This window comes from Streptomyces sp. NPDC059787, assembly GCF_042732315.1.
Taxonomy (GTDB): Bacteria; Actinomycetota; Actinomycetes; order Streptomycetales; family Streptomycetaceae; genus Streptomyces; species Streptomyces atrovirens.
Window position 1 is genome coordinate 44,417 of record NZ_JBHWHX010000042.1, and the last position, 26,435, is coordinate 70,851.

Below are 26,435 nucleotides of genomic sequence, written 5' to 3' on the forward strand. Positions count from 1 at the left end.
CTGCGAAATCAGACAAACGGGGGCTTTCCGCCCCTGTCAAGGTCCATAGTATTGGGGCGCCACACGTGAAGGCTCTCGTGCTTTCCGGGGGAGCGGGAACCCGCCTCCGTCCGATCACCCACACCTCGGCCAAACAGCTCGTACCGGTCGCCAACAAGCCCGTGCTCTTCTACGGCCTGGAAGCGATCGCCGACGCCGGGATCACCGAGGTCGGGATCATCGTCGGTGACACCGCGGACGAGATCCGCGAGGCGGTGGGGGACGGTTCCCGGTTCGGCATCGAGGTCACCTACATCCCGCAGGACGCGCCCCTGGGCCTCGCGCACGCCGTGCTCATCGCCCAGGACTTCCTCGGTGACGACGACTTCGTCATGTACCTCGGCGACAACTTCATCGTCGGCGGCATCACCGGCCTGGTGGAGGAGTTCCGCACCGAGCGGCCCGACGCGCAGATCCTGCTGACCAGGGTCCCCAACCCCACCTCCTTCGGTGTCGCCGAACTCGGCGCCGACGGCCGCGTGGTGGGCCTGGAGGAGAAGCCGAAGCAGCCGAAGAGCGACCTCGCCCTCGTCGGCGTCTACCTGTTCACCCCCGCCATACACGAGGCCGTCCGCTCCATCGAGCCGTCCTGGCGCGGCGAGCTGGAGATCACGCACGCCATCCAGTGGCTGATCGACCAGAAGCGGGACGTCCGCTCCACCACGATCTCCGGCTACTGGAAGGACACCGGCAACGTCACCGACATGCTGGAGGTCAACCGGTCCGTCCTGGAGGCCCTGGAGCCCTACGACGCGGGCACGGTGGACGAGGCCAGTGAGATCATCGGCCGGGTGCGCATCGAGGAAGGCGCCCGGGTCAGCGGCAGCCGGATCGTCGGGCCCGCGGTCATCGGCGCCGGCACCGTGGTCAACGACGCGTACATCGGTCCCTTCACCTCGGTCTCCGAGGGCTGCCGGATCGAGGACAGCGAAATCGAGTACTCCATCGTCCTGCGGGGTGCGTCCGTGACCGGCGTGCGCCGGGTGGAGGCCTCGCTCATCGGGCGCGACGTCGAGGTCACGCCCGCTCCCCGTAACCCCAAGGCCCACCGGCTCGTGCTCGGTGATCACAGCAAGGTGCAGATCTCCTCATGACTACCAGGATCCTGGTGACCGGCGGCGCCGGCTTCATCGGCTCGCACTACGTCCGTACGGTGCTCGGCCCCCAGGGCCCCGGTGACGTCTCGGTCACCGTCCTGGACAAGCTGACGTACGCGGGCAACCCGGCCAACCTCGACGAGGTGCGCGAGCACCCCGGGTTCGCCTTCGTGCAGGGCGACATCTGCGACCCGGAGCTGGTCGGCAAGCTGATGGCCGAGCACGACCAGGTGGTGCACTTCGCCGCCGAGTCGCACGTCGACCGGTCCATCGACGGCGGCGCGGAGTTCGTCCGTACGAACGTGGTCGGCACCCACACGCTCGTCGACGCCGCGCACCGGGCCGGCATCAAGACCTTCGTGCACATCTCCACCGACGAGGTCTACGGCTCGATCGACGAGGGCTCCTGGCCCGAGACCCACCCGCTGGAGCCCAACTCGCCCTACTCCTCGGCGAAGGCGTCCAGCGACCTGATCGCGCTGTCCTACCACCGCACCCACGGCCTGGACGTCCGCGTCACCCGCTGCTCCAACAACTACGGGCACCACCACTTCCCCGAGAAGGTCATCCCCCTCTTCGTCACCAACCTCCTCGACGGCAAGAAGGTCCCGCTGTACGGCGACGGCGGCAACGTCCGCGACTGGCTGCACATCGACGACCACGTCCAGGGCATCGAGCTGGTCCGCACCAAGGGCCGCGCGGGCGAGATCTACAACATCGGCGGCGGCACCGAGCTCTCCAACAAGGAGCTCACCGGGCTGCTCCTGAAGGCGTGCGGCGCCGACTGGGAGACCAGCGTCGAGTACGTCCAGGACCGCAAGGGCCACGACCGCCGCTACTCCGTCGACTGCACGAAGATCCGCGAGGAACTGGGCTACGAGCCCCGCAAGAGCTTCGAGCAGGGCCTCGCCGAGACCGTCCAGTGGTACCGCGACAACCGCGCCTGGTGGGAGCCGCTGAAGGAGCGTGCGGCGCTGTGAGCGGTACGCGCAGCTGGCTGGTGACCGGCGCAGGGGGGATGCTGGCGCGGGACGTCCTGGCCCGGCTCGCGACCGCCGGGATCCCGGCGGTCGCCCTCACCCGCGCCGAGCTGGACATCACCGACCCCGCGGCGGTGCGCGAGGTCCTCGCCGGGCATCGGCCCGCGGTCGTGGTCAACTGCGCCGCCTGGACCGCCGTCGACGACGCCGAGACCCGTGAGGACGACGCCCTGCGCATCAACGGCGACGGCCCGCGCCACCTGGCCGAGGCCTGCCGCGAGCTCGACGCCGTGCTCCTGCACGTCTCGACGGACTACGTCTTCCCCGGCGACGCGGACAAGCCGTACGCGGAGGACGCCCCGACGGGCCCGCGCAGCGCGTACGGCCGCACCAAGCTGGCCGGGGAGCAGGCCGTCCTGACCACGCTCCCCGACCGAGGATTCGTGGTCCGCACGGCATGGCTGTACGGGGCGGGCGGCGGCAACTTCGTCCATACGATGATCAAGCTGGAGGCCGTCAAGGACACCCTCGACGTCGTCGACGACCAGCGTGGCCAGCCCACCTGGACCGTCGACCTGGCCGACCGCCTGGTGCGCCTCGGCCAGGGGGCCCTCGAGGGGAGCGCTCCCGCGGGTGTGTACCACGGCACCAGCGCCGGCGAGACGACGTGGTTCGGGCTCACCCGGGAGATCTTCCGGCTGCTGGGCGCTGATCCGGAGCGGGTCCGGCCGACCACCAGCGCGGCGTTCGCCCGCCCCGCGCCCCGGCCCGCGTACAGCGTGCTGGGGCACAGCCGCTGGCGGCAGGCCGGCATCGAACCGATACGCGACTGGTCCGAAAGTCTCAGCTCCGCGATGCCCGTGTTGGTCGCGGAGCTCCAGGAGGGGAACCCATGACCGTGAAGGTCAGCATCATCATCCCGGTGTACAACGCGGGGGTCTACATCGAGCGCCCGATCAACTCGATCCTGAAGCAGTCGCTGCCGCAGGACGAGCTCGAGGTGATCTTCGTCGACGACGGATCCACCGATGACTCCGCGGAGCGGCTGCAGGAACTGGCCGACGAGGCGGAGAACATGCGGGTGCTCTCCATGCCGAACTCGGGCTGGCCCGGCCGCCCTCGCAACGTCGGCGTCGCCAATGCGCGTGGCGAGTACATACATTTCCTCGACCAGGACGACGCCTTGGGCCCGAAGGCGCTGGAAGTGATGTACGACCGGGCACGGAAGAACGACTCCGACATAGTCGTCGGCAAGGTCAAGGGCAATATGCGCGGCCCCATCCGCCTTTTCCGCGAGTCGGCCGACAGCGTCGGCCCGGAGTTCGCCGAGCTGTACGAGACGCTGACTCCGCACAAGATGTTCCGGCGGCAGTTCCTGCTCGACAACGACATCACCTTCCAGGAGGGGCGCTGTCGTCTCGAGGACCAGATGTTCCTGGCGAAGGCCTATCCGCTCGCCAAGAGCATCACGATCGTCGGCGATGTCGTGTGTTACGACTGGAGCAAGCGCGACGACGGCAGCAACAACAGCAAGAGCCGCACCGAGCCGGAGGACTACTACCCCTGGCTCGCCAAGACCGCGCAGATCGTCAAGGCGAACACGAGCCCGGGACCGGTGCGCGACGCCTTCCTGACGCGCAACTACCGGGTCGAAGTCCTGCGGAACACCTCCACGCAGGGCTTCCTGAAGGGCGACCCCTTCAGCATGGGGCACTACGAGGCGGCCCGTAAGGTGGTGATGGAGGAGTACTCGGACTCCGTCCGCGAGGGGCTGCCGCCGCTCTGGCGGTTCCGCGCCGAACTGCTCGAGGCCGACCGTGTAGAGGACCTGCGCAAGGTGGCCGAGCGCTACCGCGACACCGTCAGCGAGGTCGAGTTCAGCGGCCCGGTGCGCTGGCGGCGGGGTGTGCTGGTGGCGCCGTTCCGCGCCCGGCTGCGCTACCCGAGCGGCGCCACGGTGAAGGTCAGGAAGCTGGGCGACGGCTACGGCCTCGACCTCGCCGTGGTCCACGGGATAGACGGCGGACCGGAATGGTCCTTCAAGGACCTGGAGAACCGTGCGGCCGTGGACTTCCAGCTGCGTCAGCGCAACAAGGCGCAGGCCTGGTTCGCCGACGTCGAGTCCAAGCTGAACGTCGCCTCCGACGGGACCGTGGAGATCACGGGAACCGTCCGCATCGACCCCGACACCGCGGCGTGCGGAGGCCGGCTCCCCAAGGGGCTCTACGACGTCTACGTCAACGTCCAGCTGCTCGGGATCGACCGCATGGCCCGCATCGAGGGCGGCCCCGTGAGCGAGCTGCTGCCCTGCGGCGGTGAGCGGTCCCAGCGCCGGAACATCCAGGCCGCCCCCTACTGGACGAGGGACGGGCGGCTCGCTCTCGACATCGGCGGGAACATGCACCCGGTCCCGGAGAAGCCCGCAGAGTCCCAGGCCACTTGGCGCAAGGTGGCCAAGAAGGTCAAACGAGCCCTCACATCCTGAACCGGAGGTTCCACCACATCATGAAGCCCCTTTCGATCGAAGGCGCCTGGGTCCACGAGCCCAGCGTCTTCCCGGACGAGCGCGGCAGCTTTCACGAGTGGTTCCGCGGAGCGGATTTCCGCGCGAGCACCGGGCACGACCTGTCCCTGGCCCAGGCGAACTGCTCGGTCTCCCGCCGCGGCACCCTCCGCGGCATCCACTTCGCCGACGTGCCGCCGAGCCAGGCCAAGTACGTGAAGTGCGTACGCGGCGCCGTGCTCGACGCGGTCGTCGACATCCGGGTCGGCTCCCCCACCTACGGGCAGTGGGAGCTGGTCCGGCTCGACGACGAGACGCACGCCTCGGTCTACCTCTCCGAGGGTCTCGGGCACGCCTTCCTGGCGCTGACCGACGACGCGACGGTCGTCTACCTCTGTTCCGAGGGCTACGCGCCGCAGCGGGAGCACGGCATCCACCCCCTCGACCCCGAGCTGGGCATCGAATGGCCGGCGGACGTGGAGCCGCTGCTGTCGGACAAGGACGCCGCCGCCCCGACGCTGGCGGAGGCGGCGGCGCAGGGACTGCTGCCCCGTTACGAGGAATGCGTCGCCTATCGCTCGGAAATCTGAAAGCCTTTGAAGTTACTGGGCGGTAAGTGTTTACTCCCCGGTTGTACCCCGGCTAGCTTCCGTGAATCGCTTGGTCGTCACCCATCAGTGAAGGGCGCGCTTTACGTGGATCGGCACGGGTTCCTCCGCCAGTTGCACAAGGTTTACCGCCCCCGTAACTACCTTGAGATAGGAGTGAATGACGGTCGCAGCCTGACGCTGTCCCGAGTTCCCACGGTCGCCGTCGATCCGGCGTTCAAGGTGACGTCGGAGGTCAGCTGCGATGTGCACCTGGTCAAGGCGACGAGTGACGCCTTCTTCGGCCGCAAGGACCCGTTGATCCACCTGCGCAACGGCCGCAACCCGTTCCGTGCGCTGGCCCGCCGCGATCCGCTGAACCTCCTGGGCGGCGAGCCGCGGCTCGACCTGGCGTTCATCGACGGCATGCACCTCTTCGAGTTCGCGTTGCGGGACTTCATGAACGTCGAGCGGCACTCGCGCTGGTCGAGCGTGATCGTCCTGGACGACATGCTGCCGCGCGACGTCGACGAGGCGGCCCGCGACCGGCACACGGGGATGTGGACCGGCGACGTGTTCAAGGTGGCTCAGGTGTTGCGGCGCTTCCGCCCCGATCTGGTGGTGGTGGAGCTCGACACCAAGCCGACCGGTGTCGTGGCGGTCTTCGGAGCCGATCCGGCCAACACCGTGCTGAAGGACAACTACGACAGGATCATCGAGGAGTACCGCGCCGACGACCCGCAGGTCGTTCCGGAGGAGGTCCTGCTGCGCAAGAACGCCGTCCAGGGCGAGATCCTGCTCGGGGCGGACTTCTGGCCGGCCCTCATGCGGGCCCGCAACCTGCGCCGCCCCCGCTCGGCGTTCGCGCCGATCCGTCGCCGCATCCAGGCCGTGGCCGGCTGACACCGGCTGCCCCGCCGGGCCGGACGCCTCCGGCCCGGCGGACGCGCGTCCGGGTCCGGCCCCGCGGCCGCTCCCGTTCCCCGGCCGGTCCGAGGTCCGGTTTGACCCTCACGTCAGGGCCCCGTAACCTTGACCGTCGGCGTGTCCATCGGGGCCGCCACGTCCCCGTAAACCTCTTCCTTCCGGGTGCTCCGGTGTCCGGGAGAGGTCGTCCGTGTTCTTGGCCGGACGGCTGGCCTGCGGGGATGCCGTTCTTCGAGTGAGAGTGAGATCCGCGTGTACGCCATCGTGCGCAGCGGTGGCCGCCAGCACAAGGTTGCTGTCGGCGACATCGTTGAGGTTGACAAGATTTCCACCGCCAACGTGGGCGACACGGTCGAGCTCTCGACCCTGCTCGTCGTCGACGGCGACGCTGTGACCAGCGACCCGTGGGTGCTGGCCGGCATCAAGGTCCAGGCCGAGGTCGTGGACCACCACAAGGGCCAGAAGATCGACATTCTGCGCTACAAGAACAAGACCGGCTACCGCCGTCGTCAGGGCCACCGCCAGCAGTACACGGCGATCAAGGTCACTGAGATCCCCGCGGCTGCGAAGTAAGGGACTGAGGAGACATGGCACACAAGAAGGGCGCATCGTCCACCCGGAACGGTCGCGACTCGAACGCCCAGCGGCTCGGTGTGAAGCGCTTCGGCGGTCAGGCCGTCAACGCGGGTGAGATCCTGGTCCGCCAGCGCGGCACCCACTTCCACCCGGGCGCCGGCGTCGGCCGTGGCGGCGACGACACGCTGTTCGCCCTGCAGGCCGGTGCGGTGCAGTTCGGCACCCACCGTGGCCGCAAGGTCGTGAACATCGTTCCGGTCGCCTGACCGGAAGCTTTCGAGAGGCGGACCTCACTTCCCGGTCGGGAAGGCGGGTCCGCCTTTCGCGCGTTAAGACAAGAAACCCCTGACACGTCTCTGGAGGCACCCCACCATGACCACCTTCGTGGACCGCGTCGAGCTGCACGTCGCCGCGGGTAACGGAGGCCACGGCTGTGCCTCCGTCCACCGTGAGAAGTTCAAGCCGCTCGGCGGACCCGACGGCGGGAACGGCGGACGCGGCGGCGATGTGATCCTCACCGTCGACCAGTCCGTGACGACCCTCCTCGACTACCACCACTCCCCGCACCGCAAGGCCACCAACGGCAAGCCCGGCGAGGGCGGCAACCGGTCCGGGAAGGACGGGCAGGACCTGGTCCTCCCCGTGCCGGACGGGACCGTCGTCCTGGACAAGGCGGGCAACGTGCTCGCGGACCTGGTCGGGCACGGGACGTCGTACGTCGCCTCCCAGGGCGGACGCGGCGGGCTCGGCAACGCCGCCCTCGCCTCCGCGCGCCGCAAGGCGCCCGGGTTCGCGCTGCTCGGCGAGCCGGGGGACCTGCGGGACGTCGTCCTGGAGCTCAAGACCGTCGCCGACGTGGCGCTGGTGGGGTACCCGAGCGCCGGCAAGTCGTCGCTGATCTCCGTGCTCAGCGCCGCCAAGCCGAAGATCGCCGACTACCCCTTCACCACCCTCGTCCCGAACCTCGGTGTCGTCACCGCCGGGTCGACCGTCTACACCATCGCCGACGTGCCCGGCCTCATCCCCGGCGCCAGCCAGGGCAAGGGGCTCGGCCTGGAGTTCCTGCGGCACGTCGAGCGGTGCAGCGTGCTCGTGCACGTGCTGGACACCGCCACGCTGGAGTCCGACCGCGACCCCGTCTCCGACCTCGACATCATCGAGGAGGAGCTGCGGCAGTACGGCGGCCTCGGCAACCGCCCCCGCATCGTCGTCCTCAACAAGATCGACGTCCCCGACGGCAAGGACCTCGCCGAGATGGTGCGCCCCGACCTGGAGGCGCGCGGCTACCGCGTCTTCGAGGTGTCGGCCGTCGCCCACATGGGGCTGAGGGAGCTGTCGTTCGCGCTCGCCGAACTGGTGGCCCAGGCACGGGCCGCCAAGCCCAAGGAGGAGGCGACCCGCATCGTCATCCGGCCCAGGGCCGTGGACGACGCCGGCTTCACCGTCACCCGCGAGGAGGTCGACGGGGAGCTGCTGTTCCGCGTGCGCGGCGAGAAGCCCGAACGCTGGGTCCGCCAGACCGACTTCAACAACGACGAGGCCGTCGGCTACCTCGCCGACCGGCTCAACCGTCTCGGTGTCGAGGCGGAGCTGATGAAGGCCGGCGCCCGTAACGGTGACGGCGTCGCCATCGGTCCCGAGGAGAACGCGGTCGTCTTCGACTGGGAGCCGACCGTCACGGCGGGCGCGGAGATGCTCGGCCGGCGCGGCGAGGACCACCGCTTCGAGGCGCCCCGCCCGGCCGCCCAGCGCCGTCGGGACAAGCAGGCCGAACGGGACGAGTCCGAGCAGGCGTACGACGGCTTCGAGCCGTTCCAGTCGGAGTGACTCCGGGCGAGGTCGTGATGAACACCCGGGCAGCCAACGGGTGTTCCGGCCGGTCGCACTGAACGGCGCCCCCCGGCCGGTTCCACGACGGAACGGCCGCCACAGTCGCGCCCTCCCACGTCACAGGAACCTCACCCGCCCCACCCGGATCGCGCTCGCGACCGGCGTGGCACGCGTCGTCGCCGGCCCGCTCGCGGTGCCCGGCGCGTACGCGGCGCCCACTCAGGAACCGGCGGCCGGCACCACCCGGCCGCGCGACGGCTTCGGCTTCGCCGCCTGACCCGTACGGGCTCCGGCGGCCGTCGCCCGCCGCTCACCCGGCAGACCCGTCGTGGCCACGGGATGTTCCCGTGCCGCGGCGGGTTTTCCGTTGTCCCCCTGCTTGTCATGCACGCGAACTACGGCGTTCAGCGGACGGACCGTCCGGACCGCGAGCTTCCCAGTGTCCGAGTGTCTTACGACGCAGGGGAGTTCGCCCGATGTCCGGAGCAGTTCAGCCCGACCGCCGCCGCGTCCTGACCGCCGGTGCCGCCGTGCTCGGCGCCGCCGTATCCACCCAGCTGTGGCTGCCGGCCACCGCGCACACGACCGAGATGAAGCTGCCCGACGGCGTGTTCAGCCTGGGGGTGGCCTCCGGCGACCCGCTGCCCGACGGGGTCGTCCTGTGGACCCGGCTCGCCCCGGACCCGCTGAACGGCGGCGGCATGCCCGACCACACCGTGGCCGTGGAGTGGCAGGTCGCCCGGGACGCCCGCTTCAGGAAGGTCGTCCGCCGGGGCGTCGCCCCGGCCCGGCGCACGTACGGGCACAGCGTCCACGTGGACGTACGCGGGCTGGACCCGGACACCACGTACTGGTTCCGCTTCCGCGCCGGCGGGCAGCTCTCGCGCGTCGGCCGCACCCGGACCGCGCCCGCCCCGCACAGCTCCGGCGGCCGTCTGAAGGTCGCGCTCGCCTCCTGCCAGAACTGGCAGCAGGGCTACTTCACCCCGTACGCCGACATGCTCCAGCAGGACCCGGACGTCGTGGTGTTCGTCGGCGACTACATCTACGAGTCCACGCCCTCGGCGACCGGCGTACGACGTCACGAGGGCGCCGGAGAGCCGTACAGCCTCACCCAGTACCGCAACCGGTACGCCCAGTACCGCTCCGACCCGGACCTCGCGGCGATGCACGCGAACGCGCCCTTCGTGGTCACCTTCGACGACCACGAGGTCGACAACGACTTCGCCGGCGAGATCCCGCAGGACCCCGACAAGCAGGCGCACGACCCGTTCGTCGCCCGGCTGACGGCCGCCTACCAGGCGTACTACGAGCACATGCCGGTCCGCGCCACCGCCGTCCCGAACGGCCCGCACATCCGGATGCACCGCCGGCTGGAGTTCGGCCGGCTGGCCCGGCTCAACGTGCTGGACACCCGCCAGTACCGGAGCGACCAGGCCACCAGCCAGGAAGGCGCCCAGGACCCGTCGCTGACCATGCTCGGGGCCGCGCAGAAGCGCTGGCTGGTCGACGGGCTGCGGCACTCGCCCGCCCGCTGGAACCTGATCGCCTCGCAGATCATGATGGCCGAGACCGATCTCCAGGCCGGTGAGGGCAAGCTCTGGGCCTACGACGCCTGGGACGGCTACCAGGCCGAACGCAACGCGTTGTTGCAGGAGTTCCGGCGGGTGAGCAACCCCGTCGTCCTCACCGGCGACCGCCATCTGACCATGATCAGCGACCTGAAGGCGGACTTCGCCGATCCGGGGTCGGCGGTCGTGGGCGCGGAGTTCGTCGGCACGTCCATCTCCAGCAACGGCGACCAGGACCAGGCCGCGTTCCGCGCGCAGTGGGATCCGCGGCGCGCGGACAATCCGCACTGGAAGCTGCTCGACGCCCACCGGGGGTACCACCTGTTCGACATCCGTCGTGACGGCATCGACGCGCGGGTGCGGGTGGTGGACACGGTGGTGCGGCCGCGGGCCACGCCCCGCACGCTGGCCGCGCTGCGGGTGGAGGCGGGGAGGCCGGGCGTGCACCTGGTCTGAGCCGGCCGGGGGTGGGTCGCGCGGTCCGGCGCTCGCGGGGCACCGTCGCGCCCACCCGTGCCGCCCTGCGGTACGGCTGTCCGCGGGAGCGGCGGGGCGGCACTCAGCCGGGTCCCAGGCTGCTCTCACGGGATCCTCAGTGAGTCGTCCTACCGTGCCTCGGCATGGACACCGACTGTACGAGAGAAGAACTCCGCACCCCCGCCCTCCCCGCCGGCACCCGCCTGCTGCACATCGGTCCGCACAAGACCGGCACCACCGCCGTCCAGGGCGCGCTGTTCGCGGCGAAGGAGGAGATGGCGCGGCACGGCGTCGACTTCCCGGCGCACAGCCGGCACCCGATCGAGGCCGTCCTCGCCGCCTGTGCCCGGCCCGCGATGATGGGGGACACCGTCCCCACCGAGAAGCACTGGCGGCGGCTGCTTGACCAGGTGGCGGCCACCGGGGAGCGCACCTCCGTGATCAGCAGCGAGTTCTTCGCCGACGCCGAGGACGGGGCGACGATCGCCCGGATCGTCGAGCAGCTCGGCGGTGACCGGGTGCACGTCCTGGTCACCCTGCGGCCCCTGGCGCGGATCATGCCCTCGCAGTGGCAGCAGTACGTGCAGAACGGGCTGCGGCTGGGTTACGAGCCGTGGCTGGAGCACATGCTCCGCCGGGCCCCGTACGACAGGCCCACCCCCAGCTTCTGGCGCCGGCACCGGCACGACCGGCTGGTCGAACGGTGGGTCGGGGCGACCGGTCCCGACCGGGTGACCGTCGTCGTGGTCGACGACCGCGACCGGGACGCGCTGATGCGCACCTTCGAGGCGCTCCTCGGACTGCCCGGGGGGCTGCTGCGGCCGGTCCCGGAGACCGCGAACCGTTCCCTCACCCTCGCCGAGACCGAAATGCTGCGGAACCTCAATAAGGAATTCCGCGGCAATGAGCTTCCGGAAGAGCTGTATTCGAGGCTGGTGCGGCACGGCGCGATCGCGCATATGAAGAACGCGTGCAGCCCCACCCAGCGGGACGTGAGGATCCGTACCCCGCAATGGGCCCTGGAGGCCGCCGCCGGGATCGGCGCCGAGACGGCCGCGCGGATCGGCTCCCTGGGCGTACGGGTCCTCGGTGACCCGGAGTCGCTGTCCCGCGTACCGGCGTCCGGGGGACAGGCGGGTGAGCCGCGGCTCGCTCCCGAGGTGGCCGCGCAGGCCCTGTTCGGGATGCTCACCACGGTCGCCGCGACGAACGGCACCGACAAAGGGCGTACTGTTCACCGGACATCGTCGAAGGAACTCGTGAAGGTCCTCGGCCACCGCTGCCTGAAACGGCTGCGCCTGCGCTGAGCCGACCGGGTGGTGTCACGCCTGTCACGCACAGCAATGACACAACTCCTGTGGAGTTACTCACAAGAATTCACCGTGCGCCCCTGGAACCCTCCACCGGGCGCCAGGAGTCCTGGGTGAATGACAGGTGGCGCGCACATATGCGGCAGAGGTCGCTCACCTTGCACTGCGGTAACCCCAAGTGGGACCATTTCGAAGTTCCCTGTCGCCCCAAGGTAGGTCACCTGTGTCCCAGCACATAGCCAAGCCCCGTACCACCGCAGTGATCCTGGCCGGCGGTACCGGTCAGCGGGTGGGTCTCTCGATCCCCAAGCAGCTGCTGAAGATCGCCGGCAAGGCAGTCATCGAGCACACCCTGACCACCTTCGAGAAGGCCGACTCCATCGACGACATCATCGTGCTGATGGCGCCGGGATACGTGCCCGACGTCGAGAAGATCGTCGCCAAGGCCGGGTTCACGAAGGTCACCAAGGTCATCGAGGGCGGCTCGACCCGGAACGAGACCACGGAGCGGGCCATCGCCGCGCTCGGCGAGGGCCTGGCCGAGGGCGAGGACCGCAACGTCCTCTTCCACGACGCCGTGCGCCCCCTGCTGTCGCAGCGCGTCATCGACGACTGCGTGACCGCGCTGGGGCGCTACCAGGCCGTCGACGTGGCCATCCCGTCCGCCGACACCATCATCGTCACGCGCACGCACGGCGAGGACGGCGAGTTCATCACGGAGATCCCGGACCGCTCCCGGCTGCGCCGCGGCCAGACCCCGCAGGCCTTCAAGCTGTCCACCATCCGCCGCGCCTACCAGGTCGCCGCCGGCGACCCCAACTTCCAGGCCACGGACGACTGCTCGGTCGTGCTCAAGTACCTGCCGGACGTGCCGGTCCACGTCGTGGCGGGCGACGAGTACAACATGAAGGTCACCCAGCCCGTCGACGTCTTCATCGCCGACAAGCTCTTCCAGCTCGCCTCCACCGCCGCCCCCGAGCAGGTCTCCGAGGAGGCCTACCGGCAGCTGCTCACCGGCAGGACCATGGTGGTCTTCGGCGGTTCGTACGGCATCGGCAAGGACATCGCCGAGCTCGCCGAGTCCTACGGCGCCACCGTCTACGCGCTGGGCCGCTCCACCACCGGCACCCACGTGGAGAACCCGGAGGAGGTCGACGACGCGCTGTCCAAGGCGTACGGCGAGACCGGCCGCATCGACTACGTCGTCAACACCGCGGGCGTGCTGCGCATCGGCAAGCTCGCCGAGACCGACAACGCCACCATCGAGGAGGCGCTGAAGGTCAACTACCTGGCCCCGGTGCAGATCGCCCGCTCCGCCTACAAGTACCTCGCCGAGACCAAGGGACAGCTGCTGCTGTACACCTCCAGCAGCTACACCCGCGGGCGCGCCGAGTACAGCCTGTACTCCTCGACCAAGGCCGCGATGGTGAACCTCACCCAGGCCCTGTCCGACGAGTGGGCCGGTGACGGCGTCCGGGTGAACTGCATCAACCCGGAGCGCACCGCCACGCCGATGCGCACCAAGGCTTTCGGACAGGAGCCGTCGGGCAGCCTGCTCTCCTCCGAGGCGGTCGCCCGGACCTCGCTGGACGTGCTGTTGTCCGAGCTCACCGGCCATGTCATCGACGTACGGCAGCAGGACCCGACGGCGGGCGCGGCGCGGGCCACCGGGTTCGAGCAGGCGCTGGCCGCGGTGCTGGACCGTCAGGACGGCGTGTAATAATTGCCGCCAAATAGCCTTCCGTAATTCAGGCCTCCACGGCCTCCTGTTCACGTAGTCAGTCGACGGGAGTTCGCGGGGGCCTGAATCCGTACCTCCCGAATTGCGCACAGGCACACAACCGGCACTCCCCCTCCAAGAGCAGGTTATTCGTGATATCCACCGCTATTCGCGTCGCCCGGGTGGGCAGCGCGGCCGAGCTGGCCGCGGCGGTCCTCATGTTGCTGGGCTTCCCCTGCCTCATGCTGGCCGCGCTCGTCCCGAGCATCCCCGCCTTCGCGGCAGCGGCCGCAGTGACGTACCTGGCGGACCACTATCTGCACCGCAAGGGCAGCTACCTGGTCAGCCGCCTCAGCAAGGTGCGGGCCGGTCTGTCGATCCGCTTCCTGATCCGACAGCTCCTGCTGATCCTGCTGCTGGCCCGCCTGTCCCTCGCGGACAACCTGATCTACTACGGGGCGATCGCCTGCTTCATCGCCTTCTACGGTCTTCAGGCCCCGCACGGCGCGCTCACCACGCTGATCCGCAACCGCCGCCGGATGCCGGTCGCCACCCGCAACGTCGACCTGGCCTCCCGCATCCGCATCCCGGACGCGCCGCCGCAGGTGCTGCTGAACCGTGCCGCGGAGAAGATGCTCCACCTCGACCTCGCGGCGGTCGTCGGCATACTCGTCGGCGCCTCCCTGGAGTCGGCCGCCGTCGGCTACACCGGCATCGGCGTCACGGTCGCCGCGGGCATCCTGTACGTCCTCGCCCTGCTGCCCTATGTGCGCGGCCGGAAGAACCCGCCGAGCCCGGAGAAGGTGCTGGACGCGGTCGACGGCTGGCTGCGCGAGTACCGCCCGGAGACCGTGCTGTACTTCTCCGGATCCAAGGACTCCGCCTACCAGGTCAACATGTGGCTGGAGACCATGGAGCAGCTGGACACCCGTCCGCTGGTCCTGCTGCGCGAGCGGGTCATCCTGCAGAACCTGGCGCCCACCACGGTCCCCGTCGTCTGCGTGCCCGGAGGGGTGCACCTGATGAACATGGACCTGTCCACGGTGCGGGTCGCGCTGTACGCGGCGAACGTCGGCAAGAACATCCACATGCTGCGCGTGCCCACCATGAAGCACGTCTTCATCGGCCACGGCGACAGCGACAAGCTCGCCAGCGTCAACCCGTTCAGCAAGGTCTACGACGAGGTGTGGACGGCCGGCCGCGCGGGCCGCGACCGCTACGCCATCGCCGACGTCGGTGTCCGCGACGACGACATCGTCGAGGTCGGCCGCCCGCAGCTGGCCCCGATCCAGACCTGGCAGGGCGTCCCCGGCGACCGCATGCCCACGGTCCTGTACGCCCCCACCTGGGAGGGCTGGGACGACAACCCCGGCAACACCTCGATCCTGCTGGCCGGCGAGAACATCGTGAAGAAACTGGTCAAGGCCGACCCGGCGGTACGGGTCCTGTACAAGCCGCACCCCTTCACCGGCACCCGCAGCGCGAAGGCGAAGGCCGCCCACCAGCGGATCACCGCACTGATCGAGGAGGCCGCCGCCGCGCGCGCCGCCGACCCGCGCTTCACCGTCGACGCGGCCGCCCAGAGCAGGGCCCGGGCCGAGCTGACACGCATCGAGGCCCGGCTGGCCGAGCTGACCGGCGGCACCGAGAAGGGCGACGAGGCCGAGGTCTCCCGCGACGGGGTGGCCGACGTGGCCCGGCACGAGGAGACCGCCCGGCTGCGCGCCGAGTGGAACACCGCGTACTGGCGCTCCTTCCCCGACTGGGAGCACCGCGTCATCACGGGCGCCGAGCCGCGCCTGTACGACTGCTTCAACGTCTCCGACGCGATGGTCTCCGACATCTCCAGCGTGGTCTCCGACTTCATCGCCAGCGGCAAGCCGTACGCCGTCACGGACTCCGCCGAGCTGGGTGCGGAGGAGTTCAAGCGGCAGAACACGGCGGTGCGCGCCGCGGTGATCCTGTCCAACGACGCGAAGGAGCTCGGCGGGCTGCTCGACGCGGTCCGCGACCCGGCCGCCGACCCGCTGGCCGGGGACCGGGGGGAGCTCAAGCGCTACCTGCTCGGCCCGGACGAGCCGAAGTCCATCGACCAGTTCAACACCGCGGTCGGGCAGCTCGCGCTGAAGGCCGAGACGCGCAACCTCGGCCAGGAGTCCCGGATCACCACCGGCGGCCCCGACGTGGAGCTGGCGGACGCGGTGCCCGTGCCGCGGGCGTCGGCGGCCGGTGAGGCGGACGGCGTCGACGCCGTCTGACCGGCCCGGCGGGCTCGACAGGGCTCGGCCCCCGAGGAGTTGATCCTCGGGGGCCGAGCCCTTTCGTACACCCGACGGGGCGACGGCGGCCCTATGACGTGGACCACTAAAACAGGTGTCCGAGGCAACCCCTTGTCCCGAACACCCGTCTAACAAGTAGCGAATGAGGTGATACGGGGGCTATTCACATGAACAGGGGGAAATGTGACCGTGGCGCAGCCTGATGTCACCGTGGTCATCGGGGCGTACGAAGCGATGCCGTATCTGGTCGAGTGCCTCGCCTCCGTGGAGGCACAGACCATCGACCCGGAGCGCATCGAGGTCATCGCGGTCGACGACGGCTCGACCGACGGCACGGGGGAGTACCTGGAGGAGTTCGCGGCCCGCGCGCCCATGCCGGTCACCGTGCTGAGGCAGGAGAACTCGGGCGGCCCCAGCGGCCCGCGCAACGTGGGCCTGGGCGAGGCCACCGGGCGCTACGTCTTCTTCCTGGACGCCGACGACCGGCTGGGCCCCGAGGCCCTGGAGCGGATGGTCTCCATGGCCGACCGGGCCGGCACCGATGTCGTACTGGGCCGGATCGAGGGCGTCGACCGGGGCGCGCCGAAGTCCATGTGGAGGAAGACGCTGGAGCGTACGGACGTCTACTCGTCCAACATCAAGTTCACGCTCAGCGCGCAGAAGCTGTTCCGCCGCGCGTTGCTCGACCGGCACGGCATGCGGTTCGACGAGTCCCTGTTCACCGGCGAGGACGCGCTGTTCACCATGGAGGCCTATCTGCGGGCCGACGGCGTCTCCGTGATCGCCGACTACACCTGCTACTACCTGGTGGGCCGCGACGACGGCAAGCACGTCACCAGGAGCGGCGGCTACACCCTGCGGTTCGACTCCGCCCGCGCCCTGATGAACCTGATCGCCGGCCTCGTCCCCGAGGGCCCCCGCCGCGACCTGCTCATGGTGCGGCCCTTCACCGTCACGCTGCTGCCCCAGTTCGGCCCCCGGTTCCTCAAGGACACCGACGACGTCCGGCGGCGCAAACTGGAGCTGGCCCGGCCGCTGATGGACGTCCACTGGACCGAGGGTGTCGCCCGGCTGCTGAAGACCGAGGAGCGGCTGCGGCTGCACCTGGTGGCCGGGCAGCGGCTGGAACTCCTCCTGGACGTCCTCCGGTTCGTCCAGGAGAAGAAGCAGCCGCAGGCACTGCTGGAGCGCCGGGGCCGCCGCGTCTACCTCGCCTACCCGCACTTCCGCGACCGCGCGGCCGGCATCCCCGACTCCGTGTACCTGGCCACCCCGCGCGAGGCCCGCGCGGTCCCCGGTTACCGTGCGGGCGGCACGGGCTCCGTACTGCGACGGGTCGCCCGCAGGGCCCGCCGCCTGCTGACCCCGTCCCGCAAGACCGCCCCGGCCTGAACCTTCCTCGCCCCCGCTCCTCGGCTGGAACTCAGCCCCTCCGGCGTTTGAGGAGCGGGGTCCGGGGCGGAGCCCCGGGTTCGGGACGGGAAGGGGCGGCGGGGGCGAAGACCCTCCTGTGCGGCGCGCCCGCCCCCGGCCGTGGTGTTACGCGGGGCGGGACGGCCGGTGCGGAATGAGTGTGGCGGGTGCCGGCGTGCCGGTGGTCTGGTGGCGCTGGCCGGGGAGATCCGCGGCGAGGCGGTGGGTCGCACGGGCGCGGTGGGCCTGGGACGCCGCGCACAGGGCCTGGACGGCCGCCGCGAAGCGCTGCTGGGACGTCGGAACGGCCGGCCCCAGCAGACGCCGCTTCAACTCCGCACGGGCGTCCACGAGGCCGTCCCCGCGCGGATCGCGGACCGACTCCAGCAGGGCCGGCACCCCGGCCGCGTCCGGCGTCAGCACCGTCCCCGCCGCCACCGTCGGGAACGCCGCACGGAACGCCTCCTCGGGCAGCCCGCTGGTGTTCGCCACCGCGTACGGCTTCTCGCTCGCCAGGAAGTCGCTGATCACGCTCGACACATCACTGATCAGCAGGTCGGCGACGTCGAAGCAGGAGTACAGCTCGGGCCGGGCGTCCGTGACGACCTGGTGCTCCCACTCCGGCAGCGACGCCCAGTACGCCTCCTCCCAGGCCGCCGTCGCCCGCGCCACCGCCTGCGCCCGGCCCGGCTCCGGCGCGGACTGCACCAGCATCCGCTCGACCTGATCGGCACCCGCCCGGAACACCGCCGTGGTGAGCCGGTCCAGCTCCGCGGCGCGCCGGGCCGGTTCACCCGACGGCGCGGGACGCGGACCGGACCGTTCCCGGTTCGCCGCCCGGATCAGCTCCCGCACGCGCAGGTCGGCGGCGCCCGCCCGCGGATCCACCGAGCCGGTCAGCGGATGCGGCTTGTACAGCAGCCGCACCCCAGGGTCGGCGAGCAGCGCCCGCACCAGGTTCTCACCGGCCGCGACCACCGACGTATTGCCCGGGTTGCCGTCCCAGCCCTCCCAGGTCGGCGCGTACAGCACGGTCGTGTACGCGCCGGTGGGCGGTCCCGCGTACGGGCGTACGGCGTCCAGCTGCGGGCGGCCGATCTCCACCACGTCCTTGTCCTCGATCCCCACCTCGGCCAGCGCGTACCGCTCGCGCGCCGCCGGACCGGCCACCCACACCTCGTCGTACGCCTTCGCGTACGGGTTGCAGGAGGACAGCTTGTCGCTCTCGCCGTGGTTGACGAAGGTGTGCTTGATGGTGGGGATCCGCAGCACCTGCGAGGTCTTCCCGGAGTTCGACGGGTGGATGAGCACCTGGAGCGTGGACTGCTCGAGACGCATCAGCGTGGACACCTTCGGCAGGCACACGACGGGGATGTCGGTCGCCGCGATCCTCGGCACCATGAACCGCTCCCGCAGCACGATCACCGGCCGCCCGCCGAGCCCGGCCAGCGGCTCCAGCCACATGTTGGCCTGGTAGGCGGAGGACGGGCCGCCGGAGAAGTACAGGCCGACCGTCGGCCGGTACTCGGCCAGCCACGCGTCGAACCAGTCGAGCACCTCCTGCTCGCCCGCCGGACGCCGCCCCGGCAGCAGCCGCAGCAGCAGCGCGCACAGGCCCGCGGCCGTGAGCAGCAGCGCCAGCGCGACACCGGCCGCCGCGTACCGGGCGTCGTCGGCGACCGCCGTCGCAGTCAGCCCGGCCGTGGCCGGCAGGCCGAACACCAGCAGCCGCCGGCCGGGGCGGCGCAGCAGCGCGGCCGGGGCGGGGGACAGGCGCAGCGCCGAGGCGTCGATGTTGCGGGTCAGTACCGGCAGCGTGCGGGTGCGGCGGACCAGTACGGACACCGCCTGGACCGTGCAGTGCAGCGCGTAGAAGGCGAGCAGCCCGGCGACCAGCGGGGCGTACTGCGTCTCCCGGTGCTGCTCGCCGAGCCGCAGCAGGCCCACCACCAGCAGCAGATCGCGCAGCACATGGCGGACGGTGACGTCCGCGTGCGACTTGGCGAACAGCGACACCATGCCGGGCTGCCACCGGTGCAGCACGCCCTCGACCGCCAGGGACACGGCGGTCGAGACGAGCAGCAGCGGCACATGGGGGCGCAGCGCGGCGACGGCCTGCGCGGCGAAGGCGGCCGACAGGACGGCGAGGACGAGCAACTGGGCGGCGGTCCGCCGCCGGGGGGACGAGGGTTCGGGCACTGCGGTCACTCCAGGGTCGACGCAGAACGGGCGCCCGGGTTAACGCGCGCCCACCTCCGGACGACACGCGGGTGTCCTCGTCGTGGGGAGTGACCAGGGGTGCTACGACCCCCCGGAACCCTGGTTCCGGCCTCCCCGCAGCGCCCGGCGCAGGGGGGCGCCCACCACGCGGCGGGCCCGGCGGTACACCGACGTGGTCGCAGGACCGGCCGCGTACCCGCGCGCACCGGACTTCGCCCGGTCCAGATCCCGCCTCAACCGGGTGTTCTCCTCGGTCAGTTCGCCCACCCGGTTGTTCAGCCAGCCCATGCGGGAGGCGAGGGAGGCGAGGTCGGTGTCGATCCAGGGGCGCACGCCCGCCGGGAAGTCCAGCGAGCGCAGCTTCTTCTCGAAGGCCGCTCCGCCGTCGCCGTGCGAGAAGGTGTTCTCCAGGCCGTTGCGGTCCAGGAACCCCGTGAACCGCTCGAACCGCTCGTGGTGGTTGCCCGTCAGCGCGCCGAGGTCCGTCTCCTCGTACAGCCGCGCCGGGTCGACGTCCTCGGGCAGCTTGTCGATCCGGCGGTGCGGGATCTCGAAGTAGCGGCACAGCTCCAGCGTCCGCGAGTCCGCGCACAGCACGGTCGCGGGCGTGCCGGCCAGCAGCGCGGCGATGTTGCCGTGGATGCGGGAGCCGAAGGAGTAGTCGAAGTCCCGCAGGTCGTCGATCCAGGTGACCGGGTCGACGTAGACGCGGGCCTTGTCCTCCCGGTACATCGGGTGGTCGGGATGCGTCGGCATCGCGGTGACCTTCCCGTTCGGGTCGGACAGGTCCCGCCAGTGCAACTGCTTGGCGTCGCTGAGGTTCTGGCCTATGAACCGCAGGTTCGGGTAGCGGGAGTGGGTGCGCGAGATGATCCGGCCCATGCCGAGTCTGCGCACGGCGTTGTGCGAGCCGTTGATCGCTATGCGCGAGTCGGCGGTCAGCGCCTGCGTCCGCTTCTGTACGACGAGTTCCTTGCCGTACATGAACAGCGACGGGCAGCCGATCACCTCGACGTCGCGGAAGCCCATGTCCTTGAGGTACTTCTCGGTGAACTCGCCCCGCACGCCGATCGAGGCGCTGTGGTCGAGCACCGCGGAGACGAAGGCGCGCACGGACGGCTCCATCGGCTTCAGCCGGTCCGGGTTGTAGTTCAGCCCGGTCTGCGCGCCGACCCCGAGGACGACCACGGGGATCTTCAGCCGGCCGATCAGCCGCGTGAGCCGCTTCAGGCCCGGCTCGAAGGACGGACGGAAGGCGTTGGCGAGCGGGACGACGAAGGCGTCGTACTCCTCGTTGATACGCGCCGCCGCGGCCACCTCGGTCCGCATCTCGTTCGAGACCACCTCGGTGCGGGGCGTCTCGAGGATCTTGTGCGCGGCGTCGCTGAAGATCAGGTTGCCGGAGTTGGTGGCGATGACGTCACGCTGGAGGGCCTCCTCCACGGACATGACCGCGTAAGGGCTCTTGCCGGATCTGAGGAGGATGCGCTTCGTGGGGGGAACGTTGTGTGACACGGAGTTCAAAGTACGTTTGCGGAATCTTTGATTTCTATAGGCAACCGACACAACCTTTCTCTTGTGAGCGAGCCGTGACCGCACGGTTATCCGCACCGGTCCGTTCCGGAGGCTGAAACGACCGCGCGCCGTGCGATCCGCTTCGCGTAGATTGCCTGACGGGTGATCGATCGACGTGAGGGACGGGCGGCAAGGTGGCAGGGGCGAGGCAGACCGTGGGCGAGGCACGCAGGATCGTCGTCAAGGTCGGCTCCTCGTCGCTGACCACCGCGGCGGGCGGTCTGGACGCGGACCGCGTGGACGCGCTCGTCGATGTGCTGGCCAAGACCCGCAGCGGAGGGGAACGGGAGATCGTCCTCGTCTCCTCCGGCGCCATCGCCGCCGGGCTCGCCCCGCTGGGCCTGCGCCGCCGCCCCCGGGACCTGGCCCGGCAGCAGGCCGCCGCCAGCGTCGGCCAGGGGCTGCTGGTCGCCCGCTACACCGCCTCCTTCGCGCGCTACGGCGTCCGGGTCGGCCAGGTGCTGCTGACCAGCGACGACATGAGCCGCCGCGCCCACCACCGCAACGCCTCCCGCACCCTCGACAAGCTGCTGGCGATGGGCGCGTTCCCGATCGTCAACGAGAACGACACCGTCGCCACCGACGAGATCCGCTTCGGCGACAACGACCGGCTCGCCGCCCTCGTCGCCCATCTGGTCCACGCCGACCTGCTGGTCCTGCTCTCCGACGTGGACGGCGTCTACGACGGCGACCCCAGCCGCCCCGGCACCTCCCGCGTCGCCGAGGTCAGGGGCCCCGAGGACCTCGCCCACGTCGAGATCGGCAGCGCCGGCAAGGCGGGCGTCGGCACCGGCGGCATGGTGACCAAGATCGAGGCCGCCTCGATCGCCGCCGCCGCCGGCATCCAGGTGGTGCTGACCAGCGCGGTGCACGCCGCCGACGCCCTCACCGGCGGCGACACCGGCACCTACTTCCATCCCACAGGGCGCCGCTCCGCCGACCGGCTGCTGTGGCTCCAGCACGCCTCCGCGCCGCAGGGCTCGATCACCCTGGACGACGGCGCGGTCCGCGCGGTCGTCCAGGGCCGCAAGTCGCTGCTGCCGGCCGGGATCGCTGGCGTCGAGGGCGAGTTCAGCGCGGGCGACCCGGTGGAGCTGCGGGACGGCGAGGGGCGGGCGGTGGCCCGGGGGCTGGTCAACTTCGACGCCAGGGAGATCCCTCTCCTGATCGGCCGCTCGACCCATGAACTCGCCCGGGATCTCGGACCGGAGTACGAACGTGAGGTCGTACACAGGGACGATCTGGTGGTCCTGCATCCGTAATGTGCCGAAACGTCCGCCCTCGGTGGTGGACGTTCCGCAAAAGTGCCCCGCGGGCCCCGGCGGCCTGCTCAACTTTGTTGCGAGGACACATCCGCCCGACCACCGGGTGGGTCCGCGCGTGAAGGAGGCCGTCGTGAGACGAGTGCGCCCGGGGACGACATCGTCTCGCGGTGCCGGCTCCCGTGCGGCCGACGACGAGCGCGCCCTGAGCAGCGTCGCGGCCGGTGACCGGTTCCAGGGCGGCGACGGCCCCCGGGACCTGCCGCGCCTGTGGCACGTCACCCTCAGCGTCTCCGGCCGGCCGGCCCCGGTCACGGAGGTCCGGCGGGCGCTGGAACAGCTCGCCCACGACCACCCCTTCCTGCTGACCAGCCGCTACGCCGACGACCACGCGGAGATCCGCTACTGGGAGGAGGCCCGCGACCTGCACGACGCGGCCGCCGTGGCGCTGCGCCTGTGGGGCGAACACCGCCGGACCGCCGGACTGCCGCCCTGGGAGATCGTCGGCCTGGAGGTCATCGACCGGGCCACCTACCACCAGCGCGTCGCGGCGGGCTACGGACCGGTTCTGGCGACCCCCGTCGGCGTCCATCCCTTCTAGTGCGCCTAAACCGGCGCCGCTCTCGCGGACCTGGTTGCGCGCCGTCGGGGTTGCTCAATTGACGGCTGCGGTGAGTGGGGGGCAAAAAGGGGCAAGGGGACCTGTTCGTTCCTGTCTCGGGAGCTGGAACAACAGCCGGACGCGGCGCCCGGCGCACTACCCTTCCCCCATGACCACGCTCTCGCCGTACGACTCGATGTCCCCGGTCAGCCAGGCCGCCTACCGGGCCAAGGGGGCCGCCGCCACCCTCGCGCCGCTGCCGCGGGCAGCCAAGGACGACGCGCTGCTCGCCATCGCCGACGCGCTGGAGGTCCGTACGAGTGAAATCGTCGAGGCCAACGCCCAGGACGTGGCCAGGGCCCGCGAGGCCGGCGTCAGCGAGGGCATGATCGACCGGCTCACCCTCACCCCCGAGCGGGTGCGCGCGATCGCCGCCGACGTGCGGGACGTGGCCGCGCTGCCCGACCCGGTCGGCGAGGTCGTCCGCGGCTCCACCCTGCCCAACGGCATCGACCTGCGCCAGGTCCGGGTGCCGCTCGGCGTCGTCGGCATCATCTACGAGGGCCGGCCGAACGTCACGGTCGACGCCGCCGCCCTCTGCCTGAAGTCCGGCAACGCGGTCCTGCTGCGCGGCTCGTCCTCCGCGTACCGGTCGAACACCGCGCTGGTGCGCGTCCTGCGCGACGCCGTGCACGGCGCCGGGCTGCCCGCCGACGCCGTCCAGCTGGTGCCCGGCGAGAGCCGCGACAGCGTGCGCGAGCTGATGCGCGCCCGCGGCCTGGTCGACGTGCTCATCCCGCGCGGCGGCGCCTCCCTGATCAACACGGTCGTCCAGGAGTCGGTCGTCCCGGTCATCGAGACCGGCACCGGCAACTGCCACGTCTACGTCGACGCGGCGGCCGACCTCGACATGGCCGTCGACATCCTGGTCAACTCCAAGGCCCAGCGGGTCGGCGTCTGCAACGCCGCCGAGACCCTCCTGGTCCACCAGGACATCGCCGCCGAGTTCCTGCCGCGTGCCCTGGACGCCCTCGCCGACGCCGGGGTGACCGTGCACGCCGACGAACGGGTGATGGCGTACGCCAAGGACTCCCGCGCCACCGTCGTGGAGGCCACCACGGAGGACTGGGAGACCGAGTACCTCTCCCACGACATCGCCGCCGCCGTCGTCGACTCCCTCGACCGGGCCGTCGAGCACATCCGGCTGTGGACCTCCGGCCACACCGAGGCCATCGTCACCACCTCGCAGCAGGCCGCCCGCCGCTTCACCCAGTTGGTGGACTCCACCACGGTCGCGGTGAACGCCTCCACCCGGTTCACCGACGGCGGCCAGTTCGGCTTCGGCGCGGAGATCGGCATCTCGACGCAGAAGCTGCACGCCCGGGGGCCGATGGGCCTGCCCGAGCTGACCAGCACGAAGTACATCGTCACCGGCGACGGTCACGTACGGCGTTGACCCGCGCACGGAGGGAGAGCGGCGACGGGGCCGTCTCGGCAGACGGATGAATTTCCATACCGTCTGCCCAAAATGACCCCCCAGGTCTACTCTGGATGCGTGCCGGAGGACGTGGGGGGCACGCCGTTCCCTGACGGCTGGGAGCCCGACGACGACCACGACCGCGGGGTGTCGGACGAAGAGTTCGCCTCCGTGGTCTTCGACGAGGCCTTCGTACGGGCGGCCGAGGTCCACGAGCCGACCGCCGTCGAACGCCTCCTGGCCGCCGCGCAGGCCAGAGCCGAGGCCTCCGAGGCCGAGGCCCACCGGGCCCGCACGCGCGGCGAGCGGTACGACGACGGGTACGGCGGCTACCGGGGCGGCGGCTACGACGACCCGGACGACGACCTCGACGTCCTGGAGGACGACCACGGCTCCCCGGGCCCGTACGGCAGGCAGGTGCGCTGGCACCGCCCCGTCGCCTGGATGCTCGCCCTGGTGATGGGCATCGGTATGGTCGCGCTCGCCTTCTCGGCCGTCTACCGGGGCGCCTCCGGGAGCCGCCAGGACCCGGCCCCGCCGCCCGCCACCACGGGCGTGGAGCAGGGCGGCGCGACGGCACACTCCGCGGCGCCCTCCGCGTCGGCCGACTACTCCCAGCCGGCCGTCCCGGTGATCCCGCACGGCGGCCCCTGAGACCGGCCGCCGACCTGATGAGAACCTGTCAGAACTTGTGCCCCGGCCGGGCGTTTACCGGGACCTCCCCGGACCTACCCTGAAGATATGGGAGGGCCTTCGGACCCACCCGAGGGGACGCCCGAGGGAGCCCCCTCAGGTGGCGAGGACGAGTACAGGTCCGTCGTCTTCGACGAGTCCTTCGTCCGCGCTGCCCGGCTCCAGGAGTACTCCGCCGAGCAGCGCATCACCGACCACGCGCCCGCCGTGCGCCGCCGCCCGCCACGGAGCCGCGGCGGCCTGCCCCGGCAGGCGCTGGTCCTGGTCCTGCTGATCGCCGTGGCCTTCGGCACCGCCGTCTACATGGGCCTGCGCCACCCCTACCGCAACCCAGCCGCCGACGAGCCCGCCGAGCCGCTGCGGATGACCGTCGTCCCGCTCGCCCCGCAGGGCGAGGTCCCCGGCACCGCCGACGTCGAACAGCTGTACGCGCACAGTCCGGCGGCGCAGTTCCGGCCCGGCGCCGAGGGGGTGCCGCTCCCGGCGTCCCGGCACACCGCGCACTTCTCCGACGGCCAGGTGGTGGCCGCGCTGCTCACCGCCAAGGACTACCTCGTGCGGTCCGCCCTCGATCCGGGCGTGCTCACCGGCGGCGAGACCCGGCCCGTGCGGGCGCTGCTCGACTCCGGGCAGCTCGACCAGTTCGACCGGAGCTTCGACCGGCCCACCGCCGACGGACGGCACGCGCCCACCGGATGGCTGGTCCGCTTCGACCCCGCCCGCGTGCGGCTGGCCGACCGCGAGATCCGGGCCCAGGGCACCATGCAGGCCACCGAGACCGACTCCTCCACCCTCGAGGTCACCACGGACCACACGTTCGTCTACGCGCTGCGCCCGGCCGGCACGGGGCCGGACACCGAGGCGTCCCTGTTCACCGTCCGGCGCGAACTGCGCTTCCGCTTCGACCGCGACGACCTGCGCCTGCACCAGGCGGAACTCGTCGTCGCCCAGGTCCAGGCCGGCCCGCTCTCCTGCGCCGAGGACTCCGCCGCCCGGCTGCGCCCGCTGCTGGCCGGCCAGACGGCGAAGAAGACCGCCCCCACCGCCACCGACCCGTACGCCACGGGCAGCACCCCGGCCCTGTGCGGCGCCCTGGCGCCGGGCGCACAGCCGAAGCCGTGAGTGCCGGGCGGCGAAGCGCGGGCCCGGCGGGTGGTGTTGTGGCCATGTGACCGATCCCTGTGCGGCTGCTTCGGGCCCGAGGGTTTCTTCGCCCCCGCCGCCCTTACCCGTCCCATCCCGGGGGCGCTGCCCCCGGACCCCCGCTCCTCAAACGCCGGAGGGGCTGAAATTTAGCC

The 26,435-nt window shown here is 71.1% G+C and carries 21 protein-coding genes; 19 read left to right on the plus strand and 2 right to left on the minus strand.

Features of this window, described 5'->3' with window-relative positions; genetic code table 11:
* The first annotated feature begins 65 nt into the window (after window positions 1-65).
* From ACFV5H_RS30055 to ACFV5H_RS30120, 14 genes are all read left to right on the plus strand, one after another.
* Entirely contained in the window at window positions 66-1,133 is a 1,068-nt protein-coding gene (locus ACFV5H_RS30055) for a glucose-1-phosphate thymidylyltransferase (RefSeq protein ID WP_385051781.1), read from the plus strand.
* Window positions 1,130-2,116 carry a dTDP-glucose 4,6-dehydratase gene (rfbB, locus tag ACFV5H_RS30060; protein ID WP_385051783.1) on the plus strand — a complete coding sequence of 329 codons (987 nt, stop codon included), beginning with the start codon at window positions 1,130-1,132 and terminating at the stop codon, window positions 2,114-2,116. The genes ACFV5H_RS30055 and rfbB overlap by 4 nt, the downstream gene beginning before the upstream one ends.
* Window positions 2,113-3,012: a dTDP-4-dehydrorhamnose reductase gene (gene rfbD, locus ACFV5H_RS30065; protein WP_385198106.1), complete on the plus strand. Its 900-nt coding sequence runs from the start codon at window positions 2,113-2,115 to the stop codon at window positions 3,010-3,012. Before rfbB ends, rfbD begins: the two co-directional genes overlap by 4 nt.
* The gene (locus ACFV5H_RS30070; RefSeq protein ID WP_385051787.1) at window positions 3,009-4,601 is read left to right on the plus strand and encodes a glycosyltransferase family 2 protein; all 1,593 of its coding nucleotides are present in this window, start codon (window positions 3,009-3,011) and stop codon (window positions 4,599-4,601) included. The genes rfbD and ACFV5H_RS30070 overlap by 4 nt, the downstream gene beginning before the upstream one ends.
* 20 nt (window positions 4,602-4,621) lie before the next feature.
* Window positions 4,622-5,209 carry a dTDP-4-dehydrorhamnose 3,5-epimerase gene (gene rfbC, locus ACFV5H_RS30075; RefSeq protein ID WP_385051791.1) on the plus strand — a complete coding sequence of 196 codons (588 nt, stop codon included), beginning with the start codon at window positions 4,622-4,624 and terminating at the stop codon, window positions 5,207-5,209.
* Between the two features lie 105 nt (window positions 5,210-5,314).
* Entirely contained in the window at window positions 5,315-6,109 is a 795-nt protein-coding gene (locus ACFV5H_RS30080; protein WP_385051793.1) for a class I SAM-dependent methyltransferase, read from the plus strand.
* A 276-nt stretch (window positions 6,110-6,385) separates the two neighbouring features.
* The gene (rplU, locus tag ACFV5H_RS30085) at window positions 6,386-6,706 is read left to right on the plus strand and encodes a 50S ribosomal protein L21 (protein WP_033525816.1); all 321 of its coding nucleotides are present in this window, start codon (window positions 6,386-6,388) and stop codon (window positions 6,704-6,706) included.
* Between the two features lie 14 nt (window positions 6,707-6,720).
* A complete protein-coding gene (rpmA, locus tag ACFV5H_RS30090) occupies window positions 6,721-6,975 on the plus strand; it encodes a 50S ribosomal protein L27 (RefSeq protein WP_003976205.1) in 255 nt (84 codons plus the stop codon).
* 106 nt (window positions 6,976-7,081) lie between these two features.
* Complete coding sequence (gene obgE, locus ACFV5H_RS30095) at window positions 7,082-8,536, plus strand: GTPase ObgE (RefSeq protein ID WP_385051796.1); 1,455 nt, start codon at window positions 7,082-7,084, stop codon at window positions 8,534-8,536.
* Window positions 8,537-9,015: 479 nt separating this feature from the next.
* On the plus strand, window positions 9,016-10,566 hold the full coding sequence (locus tag ACFV5H_RS30100) for an alkaline phosphatase D family protein (protein WP_385051798.1): 1,551 nt from the start codon (window positions 9,016-9,018) through the stop codon (window positions 10,564-10,566).
* A gap of 164 nt (window positions 10,567-10,730) precedes the next feature.
* Window positions 10,731-11,894, plus strand: a complete 1,164-nt coding sequence (locus ACFV5H_RS30105; RefSeq protein ID WP_385051800.1) for a hypothetical protein — start codon at window positions 10,731-10,733, stop codon at window positions 11,892-11,894.
* A gap of 226 nt (window positions 11,895-12,120) precedes the next feature.
* A complete protein-coding gene (locus ACFV5H_RS30110) occupies window positions 12,121-13,617 on the plus strand; it encodes a D-ribitol-5-phosphate cytidylyltransferase (RefSeq protein WP_385198107.1) in 1,497 nt (498 codons plus the stop codon).
* A gap of 182 nt (window positions 13,618-13,799) precedes the next feature.
* Window positions 13,800-15,875 (plus strand): hypothetical protein, encoded by a 2,076-nt coding sequence (locus tag ACFV5H_RS30115; RefSeq protein ID WP_385198117.1) that lies wholly within the window; start codon window positions 13,800-13,802, stop codon window positions 15,873-15,875.
* Between the two features lie 204 nt (window positions 15,876-16,079).
* Window positions 16,080-17,288, plus strand: coding sequence for a glycosyltransferase family 2 protein (locus tag ACFV5H_RS30120; protein WP_385051805.1), 1,209 nt, complete (start codon window positions 16,080-16,082; stop codon window positions 17,286-17,288).
* 147 nt (window positions 17,289-17,435) lie between these two features.
* On the opposite strand, the gene ACFV5H_RS30125 is transcribed toward ACFV5H_RS30120, so the two are convergent.
* Entirely contained in the window at window positions 17,436-19,508 is a 2,073-nt protein-coding gene (locus ACFV5H_RS30125; protein WP_385198108.1) for a hypothetical protein, read from the minus strand.
* A gap of 102 nt (window positions 19,509-19,610) precedes the next feature.
* Window positions 19,611-21,044, minus strand: coding sequence for a polysaccharide pyruvyl transferase family protein (locus ACFV5H_RS30130; protein ID WP_385051809.1), 1,434 nt, complete (start codon window positions 21,042-21,044; stop codon window positions 19,611-19,613).
* Between the two features lie 215 nt (window positions 21,045-21,259).
* On the opposite strand from ACFV5H_RS30130, the gene proB reads away from it, so the two are divergent.
* The 5 genes from proB (at window position 21,260) to ACFV5H_RS30155 (ending at window position 26,259) form a co-directional block, all read left to right on the plus strand.
* Window positions 21,260-22,366 (plus strand): glutamate 5-kinase, encoded by a 1,107-nt coding sequence (gene proB / locus ACFV5H_RS30135; protein WP_385051827.1) that lies wholly within the window; start codon window positions 21,260-21,262, stop codon window positions 22,364-22,366.
* A gap of 133 nt (window positions 22,367-22,499) precedes the next feature.
* Window positions 22,500-22,967 carry a hypothetical protein gene (locus ACFV5H_RS30140; RefSeq protein ID WP_385051812.1) on the plus strand — a complete coding sequence of 156 codons (468 nt, stop codon included), beginning with the start codon at window positions 22,500-22,502 and terminating at the stop codon, window positions 22,965-22,967.
* A 169-nt stretch (window positions 22,968-23,136) separates the two neighbouring features.
* A complete protein-coding gene (locus tag ACFV5H_RS30145; protein WP_385198109.1) occupies window positions 23,137-24,423 on the plus strand; it encodes a glutamate-5-semialdehyde dehydrogenase in 1,287 nt (428 codons plus the stop codon).
* A 72-nt stretch (window positions 24,424-24,495) separates the two neighbouring features.
* Complete coding sequence (locus ACFV5H_RS30150) at window positions 24,496-25,098, plus strand: hypothetical protein (protein WP_385198110.1); 603 nt, start codon at window positions 24,496-24,498, stop codon at window positions 25,096-25,098.
* Between the two features lie 87 nt (window positions 25,099-25,185).
* On the plus strand, window positions 25,186-26,259 hold the full coding sequence (locus ACFV5H_RS30155) for a hypothetical protein (protein WP_385198112.1): 1,074 nt from the start codon (window positions 25,186-25,188) through the stop codon (window positions 26,257-26,259).
* Window positions 26,260-26,435: the final 176 nt, after the last annotated feature.